This window comes from Mannheimia granulomatis (assembly GCF_013377255.1).
GTDB classification, from domain to species: Bacteria; Pseudomonadota; Gammaproteobacteria; order Enterobacterales; family Pasteurellaceae; genus Mannheimia; species Mannheimia granulomatis.
Map to the genome: position 1 here is coordinate 358,431 of NZ_CP016614.1, position 9,070 is coordinate 367,500.

Sequence of the window (9,070 nt, forward strand, 5' to 3'; positions counted from 1 at the left end):
TCTATTTGAGGAATAGAAATGCGGAAAATTGAATTTAACACTATTTGCATTGTTGGGCTGGGCTATATTGGATTACCTACCGCCGTGGCTTTTGCTAATAGTGGTAAACAGGTAATAGGCGTTGACATTAATCCACAGGTGGTTAAAACGGTAAATCAAGGAAAAGTGCATTTTGTTGAGCCGCAATTACAAGAATTAGTACAACAAGCGGTCAAAAACGGTCTGTTTTTTGCAACTGGCGAGGTACAGCCTGCTGATGCTTTTGTTATTGCCGTTCCCACACCACTAACCGCTGATTATCAGCCTGATTTGTCTTATATTCAATCCGCTGCTATGGCGATAGCTCCGCATTTACGTCAAGGCAATTTAGTGGTGTTAGAATCGACCTCACCGATTGGTACAACAGAACAGATTGCACAATGGTTTAAGCAAGCTCGTTCTGATTTACGCTTTCAGCTTGATACGAAAAACGAAGCGGATATTTATATTGCCTATTGTCCGGAACGTGTATTGCCCGGCAAGGTCATGACAGAACTGTTTGAAAATGACCGAGTAATTGGAGGATTAACACCAAAATGTAGCGAGCAAGCGGTCGATTTTTATCAAATTTTTGCAAAGGGCAATTGCATACAAACCGATGCCCGAACCGCAGAAATGTGTAAGTTGGTAGAAAATAGTTTCCGTGATGTGAATATTGCTTTTGCCAATGAACTTTCGATGATTTGCGATGAGCTTGGTATTAACGTGTGGGAGCTAATTGAGCTTGCCAATCGGCATCCAAGAGTTAATATTCTACAGCCGAGTGCCGGTGTTGGAGGGCATTGTATTGCTGTCGATCCTTGGTTTATTGTTTCTCAGTCTCCTCAATTAGCTAGGTTAGTTCGTACGGCAAGAGAAGTAAATAACAGTAAGCCACAGTGGGTAATAGAAAAGGTAAAAAAGGCATTAGCTGATTGTTCTATAGAAAAAGATTGCAAGCCGAGTGAGTTAACTATTGCTTGCTTAGGTTTAGCTTTTAAGCCTGATATTGATGATTTGCGTGAAAGCCCTGCGTTAAATATCACACAACAAATTGCTGATTGGCATAGCGGCAGAGTGCTGGCGGTGGAGCCGAATATCCAAAGTTTATCACTTACTAAAGTGCAATTAGTTGATTTAGCTACGGCGTTGAATCAAGCAGATATTTTGGTGCTGTTAGTTGATCACAAACCTTTTAAAAATGTGCCGATTGAGCAAATTCAGCAAACTTGTATTGTAGATTGTCGAGGAGTTTGGAAAAGATGATAACTATCGATCAATGGCTGTCTGATTTTTTTGACAGAGAGATTGTACAAGTTAAAGTAAGAGCAGAAGATTTAGTGCAAATTGAAGAATTACAAAAACAGGGCTTTGTTTGGGTTGAGGGTGAAATCGAATTTGAGCTTAATTTAGGAGAATATGCAAAATTCCCCGAAAAAACGACCGCTTGTCAAATAGCTACACTTCAGGATATTGAGGCATTACAATTGCTTTTTGGTTCAGCTTTTCCGAATAGCCGTTTTCGCCCTCCTTATTTTTCAATTGAAGAAAATCAACGCTTGTACCAAGAGTGGGTGACAAATGCAGTAAAAGGCAGCTTTGATGATCTCTGTTTAGTGAAGCGAAATGAGGAGGGGGAGATTCAAGGTGGGGTAACTCTTCGACTCAAACAAAATCAGGCGACAATTGGCTTGCTTGCTGTTGCCCCTGAATTCCAGCGGCAAGGCATTGCTTGTGAATTACTGAATGCTGCTATTTTATGGGCAAGCAAAAACAGTGCTGAACTGCTTAAAATTTCTACTCAAACCAGCAATTTGAAAGCAATTCATTTATATCAACGCTTGGGAGCTGAAGTGAAGGCAATTTATTATTGGTTTTATCCTCGAAAATATGATGACAAACTCAAATTTTATCTCATTTAATCAGCCACCGAATGTAGGTACAGAACTTAGTTATGTTCAGCGAGCACTTGAAAGTAAACGACTTTCCGGCGGAGGGGAGTTTACTCAGCGGTGCGAGCAATGGTTAGAGAAGAACCTCACTCACAGTAAAGTCCTGTTAACCCCCTCTTGTACGGCAGCACTTGAAATGTCTGCAATGTTATTAGATATTCAGGCCGGTGATGAAGTCATTATGCCAAGCTATACCTTTGTTTCGACTGCTAATGCATTTGTATTACGGGGGGCGAAAATTGTATTTGTAGATATTCGTCCTGATACGCTGAATCTTGATGAGAAGAAAATCGAACAAGCGATTACGGCTAAAACCAAAGTGATAGTGCCGGTGCATTATGCGGGCGTTTCTTGCGAAATGGATAGTATTCTGGCGATTGCGAAAAAATATGGGCTTTATGTAGTAGAAGATGCGGCTCAAGGCGTGATGTCGTTTTACAACGGGAAAGCATTAGGTTCAATCGGGCATATCGGTTGTTACAGTTTCCACGAAACCAAGAATTACAGTGCCGGTGGTGAAGGTGGGGCGATTGTTATTAATCATCCCAAATTGATAAAACGGGCAGAAATATTAAGAGAAAAAGGCACAGACCGTAGCCGATATTTTCGTGGTGAAGTAGATAAGTATCGCTGGCAAGATATCGGTTCAAGTTTTTTGATGTCTGAAATTCAAGCGGCATATTTATATGCGCAATTGGACGTTGCGGAGAAAATCAATCAAATCCGTTTAATGCTTTGGCAGCGTTATTACCAAGCTTTTCAACCTTTTGCTCAAGCCGGGCGGTTGGAGTTGCCGGTTTTGCCAAATAATTGTAAAGCCAATGGACATCTGTTTTATTTGAAATGGCGGGATGTTGACGAACGAACAGCCTTTATTGATTTTATGAAATCTCGGAATATTTTGACGGTTTTTCATTATTTACCTCTTCACTCCAGTCCGGCAGGACGGCAGTTTGGCTATTTTTGCGGAGAAGACAAGTGGACAACTAAAGAGAGCGAAAGGCTTGTGCGGTTACCTTTGTTTTATAATTTAACTGAGAAACAACAGGATCGAGTGATAAAAGCGGTGGTTGAATTTATTCAACAGACATAAAAACGGCTGAGATTTCTCAGCCGTTTTGCTATATATAATAAAAAATTAAGCGTAGTAAAGTTCAAATTCGACCGGGTGTGGTGTCATATTTACGCGTTCAACTTCTTTACGGCGAATACCGATATAGGCATCAATAAAGTCTTTTGTGAACACGCCACCTTGAGTTAAGAATTCAAAATCATTACTTAGCGCATCTAATGCAACATCTAAAGAGGAAGCGACCGTTGGAATATCTTTTAACTCTTCCGGTGGAAGATCATAAAGATTTTTATCCATTGCATCGCCCGGATGGATTTTATTAATCACGCCATCTAAGCCTGCCATTAATAATGCAGCAAAGCAGAGGTAAGGGTTTGCCATCGGATCCGGGAAGCGCGCTTCCACACGGGTCGCTTTTGGGCTGGTTACTGCCGGAATACGGATAGACGCCGAACGGTTACTTGCCGAATAAGCCAATAACACAGGGGCTTCAAAACCCGGTACTAAACGTTTATAAGAGTTTGTTGTCGGGTTAGTAAACGCATTTAATGCTTTAGCGTGTTTGATAATGCCACCAATATAGTAAAGGGCAGTTTCAGATAAGCCTGCATATTTATCACCCATAAACACATTTTTGCCATCTTTGCTTAATGACATATTACAGTGCATTCCCGAACCGTTATCACCTGCGAAAGGTTTTGGCATAAAGCATGCCGTTTTACCATGTTCAACTGCCACGTTTTGTACGATATATTTGTAGATTTGGGTCTCATCCGCTTTTAAGGTTAGGCTGTTGAAGCGGGTCGCGATTTCGTTTTGACCGGCGGTTGCTACTTCGTGATGATGCGCTTCAATCACTAAGCCCATTTCTTCCATGAGTAAACACATTTCGCTGCGGATATCATGGGCAGTATCAATTGGTGCCACAGCACAGTAGCCACCTTTTTTCATTGGGCGATATCCGTTGTTTCCATCTTCAAATTTGCGGTTGGTGTTCCATGCAGCTTCGACATCATCAATTTTGTATGAAACATTATTCATTTGCGTACTAAAACGCACATCATCAAATAAGAAGAATTCGGGCTCAGGACCAAACATGACATTATCTGCAATGCCGGTAGATTTTAAATAGTTTTCAGCGCGCTGTGCGATAGAGCGAGGATCGCGGTCATAAGACTGCATCGTGTTAGGATCATAAATGGAACAGCGGATAGTAAGAGTAGGAATTCGGGCGAAGGGGTCAACAGCGGCGGTCTCAGCGATTGGCATTAATAACATATCGGCTTTGTTAATTGCTTTCCAACCTTCAACGGAGGAGCCGTCAAACATTTTGCCTTCTTCAAATAAATCTTCAAGATCGTTGGCTACCAAACTCACAGGTAGTGAAACACCATGCTCTTTACCCTTAATATCGGTGAATTTTAATAAGACAAATTTGATATCATTGTCTTGAATCAGTTTAGACACATTAGCAATTGCGTTTGACATAATAAAAGTATTCCTCGTTAAGCGAAATTAATAAATAAAAAACTCACACATCATAGCATTTTTTAGCTGAAAATGTGATGTTTTTTAGTGCGCATTGATGATAAGAAGTTTCAGTAAAACAGTAAAATTTTGTTAAAATCAAACCGCTTGTATTTTTGGGAGAAAAAACATTTATGCTGCCCACCTATCATATTTTAGGTTCGGATATTCCGCACCACAACCAAAGGGTATTATCTTTTTTCCAACAAACATTATTACCTCAGCTAGCGAATCAATCTCATTATTTTTACGTTGTGGGCGGTAAGCAGTTGGAAACTGCGTTTTCATCGCTTTCTTTGAATGTATTTGCTTCCCAATTTTTATTGGCTAAAGCGCTAATTGCAAAAATTCGCCAAAATCCAACCGCTTGTTTTATCTTACATGGACAATTTAATCCTTGGATTTGGCTGGCGATCGCTTTAGGCATAATGCCAAGCCAAAACTTGATTTGGCATATTTGGGGAGCAGATTTGTACGAAGCAGCCAATTCTTGGAAATTTACACTCTTTTATCCGATTCGCCGATTTGCTCAGAAAAAGATTAAAAAAGTGTGGGCAACAAAAGGGGATTTGGCATTTTTTTGGAAAAATATTAGAGTAAGAACAGAAAAAGATCGCGTTATTTATTTCCCCACCAAATTGTCTAGCGACGATCTTCCGCTTAAACCTAAAGCAGAACGGTTGACCATTTTGCTCGGCAACTCGGGTGATCCGTCTAACAAGCATATTGCCGCCTTGAACGATATTCGGCAAACCTTGGGTGATAAAGTAAAAATTATCGTACCGATGGGGTATCCCGCGAATAATGAACGCTACATTCAGCAAGTGGAACAATATGGCAAGCGGTTATTTTCTGTCGAAAATTTGCAAATTTTACGGCATAAGCTTAATTTTGCAGATTATTTAGCTATTTTGACCGCTTGTGATCTAGGCTATTTTAATTTTGAACGTCAGCAAGGTGTCGGTACTATCTGTTTGCTGATTCAACATAATATTCCTTGCGTATTACATCCGAGTAACCTATTTTGTTTGGATATGCAGGCAGAAAATTTGCCTTATTTAACAACAGCAAAGATCACGCAGGTGGAAATTCAAAATGCTAAGAAAATCCTTGAAATCACAGATAAAGCAAAAATTACCTTTTTCCCTCCAAGTTATATTAAACTGTGGCAGCAAAGATTGAATGAACTGACAGAATCATGAATGAATATATTTTGCTAAGCGGATTCTACCTCTTATCCGTTTTTAGTTTCTTAATTTTAATCAGCAGAGATTACCAGAGAAAAGGCTTTTCGTTTCACTTGCTATTTAGCCTGATCTATTTTGTGACTTTTTACGCCGGCTTTCCGCTGTCTGGCGTTATGGCTCTGGGGTTCGACTATTCAATGCCGGATATTTCAAATCAATGGTTGGTATTTGTTACAAGCGGTTGCGGTTATTTGGTTTATTATGGGGTGTACTCAGCCTTCGCACCGACTATTCCCCAACCTCAAACAGCAAATGAATTTGCAAAATTTCAAGCAAAAACGACCGCTTGTTTACTCGCTCTTATCGCCTTAATTTCCTTAGCTTATTTCCTTTATTTAAATGGTTTCTTATTGTTTAAGTTGGAAAAATACAGCCAGCTTTTTGCCAAAAATAGGGTGGAAGCTGTGGCGTTAAAACGTTTCTTCTATTTTATTCTTCCGGCATTGCTAATTTTTTTCTTTATCTTTAGAAATAGAAAAGCATGGTGGGCATTGCTGATTATCGGCAGTCTATTTGGTGGCTTAACTTATTTGGCAGTGGGTGGCACTCGAGCAAATCTCGCTTTAGCCTTAGCTTTTTTCTTATTAATCGGGCTTTATTATGGCTATTTGACTTTCTCGACTATTATGATAGCCGGTGCAATTAGTGTGATTGCCATGTTTTTCCTCGCACTGGCTCGTTATAAGTTGGATGTTTCGGGCAGCGAGGCAATTTACACTTTCTTATATTTAAGTCGAGATACTTTTTCTCCTTGGGAAAATTTAGCCCGTTTGTTTAGCTATAATGTGGAATATCAAGGATTAATGCCTATTGTGCGTGATTTTTATGTCTATATTCCTAAATCACTTTGGCAGGAACACCCTGATATTGCTTGGAATACGGCAAATTATTTTACCAAAATACTTTTAGGCAACCAGTCCGGACTTGCTATTTCGCCAACATTACTTGGCTCTTTTTATATTATGGGTGGTTTTTGGCTGGTCGGTATAGGCATGGCATTTATTGCATTGGTCATAAAAGGGCTGGATCAACTTTTTGTGTATGGAAAAACTTATGATTCCCCCTTAATTCAAGCATACTGTTTCGGCAATCTTTTTAACTTAATCGTATTAGTGCGGGAGGGAATAGATGCTTTTGTTTCCCGTTTTGTATTTTTCAGTGTCGTGTTTTTATTCTGTTGGCTACTCGCAAAAGTGATTTCAAAAGGAAAACAGTAATGATTGAGAAAGTATCCATTCGCGGAATTGAGCTGCAAGCGGTTAAAAATCAAGAAATTTTTGCAAATTTCTTAATGAATGAAAAGGAGATCAAAAAAGGCAGATTGGTTGCTATTAATGCAGAAAAAGTGATTTTGGCAGAACAAAATCCGAAACTATACAAATTTTTGCAAGAGTCAGAATTGAATTATGCAGACGGTATTAGCATTGTGTATTCCATTAAAAAGAAATATCCCAAACATAATCTAGAGCGGATTGCCGGTGCAGATTTATGGGAAGCACTCATGAAAAAGGCAGGCGAATTAAATGTACCAGTCTTTTTAGTTGGAGGAACAGAAAAAACGATAAAGGCTATTGAAACAAAATTAATAAAATGGCAGGTGAATATTGTAGGAACTCAGCATGGATATTTCCCCGAAGAACAAGAAGATGAGCTGATTGATAATATTAAACAAAGTGGAGCAAAACTAATTACGGTCGCAATGGGTACTCCAAAGCAGGAGTTTTTTATCCAAAAGGTTCATCAACAATATCCAAATGCGTTATATATGGGGTGTGGAGGAAGCTACGATGTGTTTATCGGTAAGGTAAAACGAGCTCCTCAAATTTGGCAAAAGCTCGGATTAGAATGGCTGTATCGTCTGATTAAGCAGCCTACTCGCTGGCGAAGACAGATAAACTTAATTAAATATGCCTGCTACTATGCAACAAACAAGCTCTAAAAAATCAGCGTTTTTGACATTTATTACGCATTTTGAATAAAATAAAATCAAACAATGCGTTTTTTTATATTTTTTTTAAAAAGTGCTAGACAAGGGAGGATGAAATCTATAATATACGCCTCCGTTGCGACGCACTAAGTTGAATTGATATAAACAACGCGTTCGTAGCTCAGTTGGATAGAGCGTTGGCCTCCGGAGCCAAAGGTCGCAAGTTCGAATCTTGTCGAGCGCGCCAGTAGTCAATGCAGCACTATCAACACAGTGGTGGCTATAGCTCAGTTGGTAGAGCCCTGGATTGTGATTCCAGTTGTCGTGGGTTCGAATCCCATTAGCCACCCCATTTAAAACATACTCTTAATGAGTAACTAACGGCGAGTAGCGCAGCTTGGTAGCGCAACTGGTTTGGGACCAGTGGGTCGTAGGTTCAAATCCTATCTCGCCGACCACTTTTTATTTTGTTCTTTAAAAATTTATCAGACAATCTGTGTGGGCACTTGTTGATTGACTTGATTTTAGAAATATTTTTTAATTTTGAAGTCTTAATAGGTGCTTAACTAGAAATTCATTTAAACTTTTTTAAGTTTACTTATAAGTTGACTTATTAAAGTGTGATTTTTATGTCAGTACATATTGAGCGATTAAACTTTTTGAATTGAAGAGTTTGATCATGGCTCAGATTGAACGCTGGCGGCAGGCTTAACACATGCAAGTCGAACGGTAACAGATTAGTACTTGTACTAATGCTGACGAGTGGCGGACGGGTGAGTAATGCTTGGGAATCTGGCTTATGGAGGGGGATAACTACTGGAAACGGTAGCTAATACCGCGTAATGTCTGTGGACTAAAGGGTGGGACCTATTGGCCACCTGCCATAAGATGAGCCCAAGTGGGATTAGGTAGTTGGTGAGGTAAAGGCTCACCAAGCCCACGATCTCTAGCTGGTCTGAGAGGATGACCAGCCACACTGGAACTGAGACACGGTCCAGACTCCTACGGGAGGCAGCAGTGGGGAATATTGCACAATGGGGGGAACCCTGATGCAGCCATGCCGCGTGAATGAAGAAGGCCTTCGGGTTGTAAAGTTCTTTCGGTAGCGAGGAAGGTGATTGTTTTAATAGAACAATCAATTGACGTTAACTACAGAAGAAGCACCGGCTAACTCCGTGCCAGCAGCCGCGGTAATACGGGGGGTGCGAGCGTTAATCGGAATAACTGGGCGTAAAGGGCACGCAGGCGGACTTTTAAGTGAGGTGTGAAATCCCCGGGCTTAACCTGGGAATTGCATTTCAGACTGGGAGTCTAGAGTACTTTAGGG

7 protein-coding genes, 3 tRNA genes and 1 rRNA gene (1 of these 11 running past the window's edge) are annotated in these 9,070 nt (G+C 40.2%); 10 read left to right on the forward strand and 1 reads right to left on the reverse strand.

Annotated features, from left to right (window positions below; all coding sequences use genetic code 11):
• The first annotated feature begins 18 nt into the window (after nt 1-18).
• Genes wecC through rffA form a run of 3 tightly spaced genes read left to right on the forward strand, consistent with a single transcriptional unit; the run spans nt 19 to nt 3,063 of the window.
• Nucleotides 19-1,284 (forward strand): UDP-N-acetyl-D-mannosamine dehydrogenase, encoded by a 1,266-nt coding sequence (gene wecC, locus A6B41_RS01625; protein WP_084493713.1) that lies wholly within the window; start codon nt 19-21, stop codon nt 1,282-1,284.
• On the forward strand, nt 1,281-1,940 hold the full coding sequence (gene rffC / locus A6B41_RS01630; RefSeq protein WP_032847078.1) for a dTDP-4-amino-4,6-dideoxy-D-galactose acyltransferase: 660 nt from the start codon (nt 1,281-1,283) through the stop codon (nt 1,938-1,940). Before wecC ends, rffC begins: the two co-directional genes overlap by 4 nt.
• Entirely contained in the window at nt 1,912-3,063 is a 1,152-nt protein-coding gene (gene rffA, locus A6B41_RS01635; RefSeq protein WP_027073298.1) for a dTDP-4-amino-4,6-dideoxygalactose transaminase, read from the forward strand. The genes rffC and rffA overlap by 29 nt, the downstream gene beginning before the upstream one ends.
• 45 nt (nt 3,064-3,108) lie before the next feature.
• On the opposite strand, the gene glnA is transcribed toward rffA, so the two are convergent.
• Entirely contained in the window at nt 3,109-4,530 is a 1,422-nt protein-coding gene (glnA, locus tag A6B41_RS01640) for a type I glutamate--ammonia ligase (RefSeq protein ID WP_027073297.1), read from the reverse strand.
• Nucleotides 4,531-4,703: 173 nt separating this feature from the next.
• Here glnA and A6B41_RS01645 point away from each other — a divergent pair, with 173 nt between their 5' ends.
• The 7 genes from A6B41_RS01645 to A6B41_RS01675 all read left to right on the forward strand — a co-directional run.
• Nucleotides 4,704-5,771, forward strand: a complete 1,068-nt coding sequence (locus A6B41_RS01645) for a TDP-N-acetylfucosamine:lipid II N-acetylfucosaminyltransferase family protein (protein WP_027073296.1) — start codon at nt 4,704-4,706, stop codon at nt 5,769-5,771.
• Entirely contained in the window at nt 5,768-7,033 is a 1,266-nt protein-coding gene (gene wzyE / locus A6B41_RS01650) for an ECA oligosaccharide polymerase (protein ID WP_032847075.1), read from the forward strand. The genes A6B41_RS01645 and wzyE overlap by 4 nt, the downstream gene beginning before the upstream one ends.
• On the forward strand, nt 7,033-7,755 hold the full coding sequence (gene wecG, locus A6B41_RS01655; RefSeq protein WP_027073294.1) for a lipopolysaccharide N-acetylmannosaminouronosyltransferase: 723 nt from the start codon (nt 7,033-7,035) through the stop codon (nt 7,753-7,755). Before wzyE ends, wecG begins: the two co-directional genes overlap by 1 nt.
• Nucleotides 7,756-7,913: 158 nt before the next feature.
• Nucleotides 7,914-7,990, forward strand: a tRNA-Arg gene (locus A6B41_RS01660).
• A gap of 29 nt (nt 7,991-8,019) precedes the next feature.
• Nucleotides 8,020-8,095 (forward strand) — tRNA-His (locus A6B41_RS01665).
• A gap of 29 nt (nt 8,096-8,124) precedes the next feature.
• Nucleotides 8,125-8,201: transfer RNA gene (locus A6B41_RS01670), tRNA-Pro, on the forward strand.
• A 203-nt stretch (nt 8,202-8,404) separates the two neighbouring features.
• Nucleotides 8,405-9,070: ribosomal RNA gene (locus A6B41_RS01675) — 16S ribosomal RNA — on the forward strand; it runs 874 nt beyond the window's last position.

What these genes read in the sequence shown, in the direction of transcription:
- wecG (WP_027073294.1), top strand. Translation starts at nt 7,033, where the DNA reads ATGATTGAGAAAGTATCCATTCGCGGAATTGAGCTGCAAGCGGTTAAA.
- A6B41_RS01645 (WP_027073296.1), top strand. Translation starts at nt 4,704, where the DNA reads ATGCTGCCCACCTATCATATTTTAGGTTCGGATATTCCGCACCACAAC.
- glnA (WP_027073297.1), bottom strand. Translation starts at nt 4,530, where the DNA reads ATGTCAAACGCAATTGCTAATGTGTCTAAACTGATTCAAGACAATGAT.
- rffA (WP_027073298.1), top strand. Translation starts at nt 1,912, where the DNA reads ATGACAAACTCAAATTTTATCTCATTTAATCAGCCACCGAATGTAGGT.
- wecC (WP_084493713.1), top strand. Translation starts at nt 19, where the DNA reads ATGCGGAAAATTGAATTTAACACTATTTGCATTGTTGGGCTGGGCTAT.
- rffC (WP_032847078.1), top strand. Translation starts at nt 1,281, where the DNA reads ATGATAACTATCGATCAATGGCTGTCTGATTTTTTTGACAGAGAGATT.
- wzyE (WP_032847075.1), top strand. Translation starts at nt 5,768, where the DNA reads ATGAATGAATATATTTTGCTAAGCGGATTCTACCTCTTATCCGTTTTT.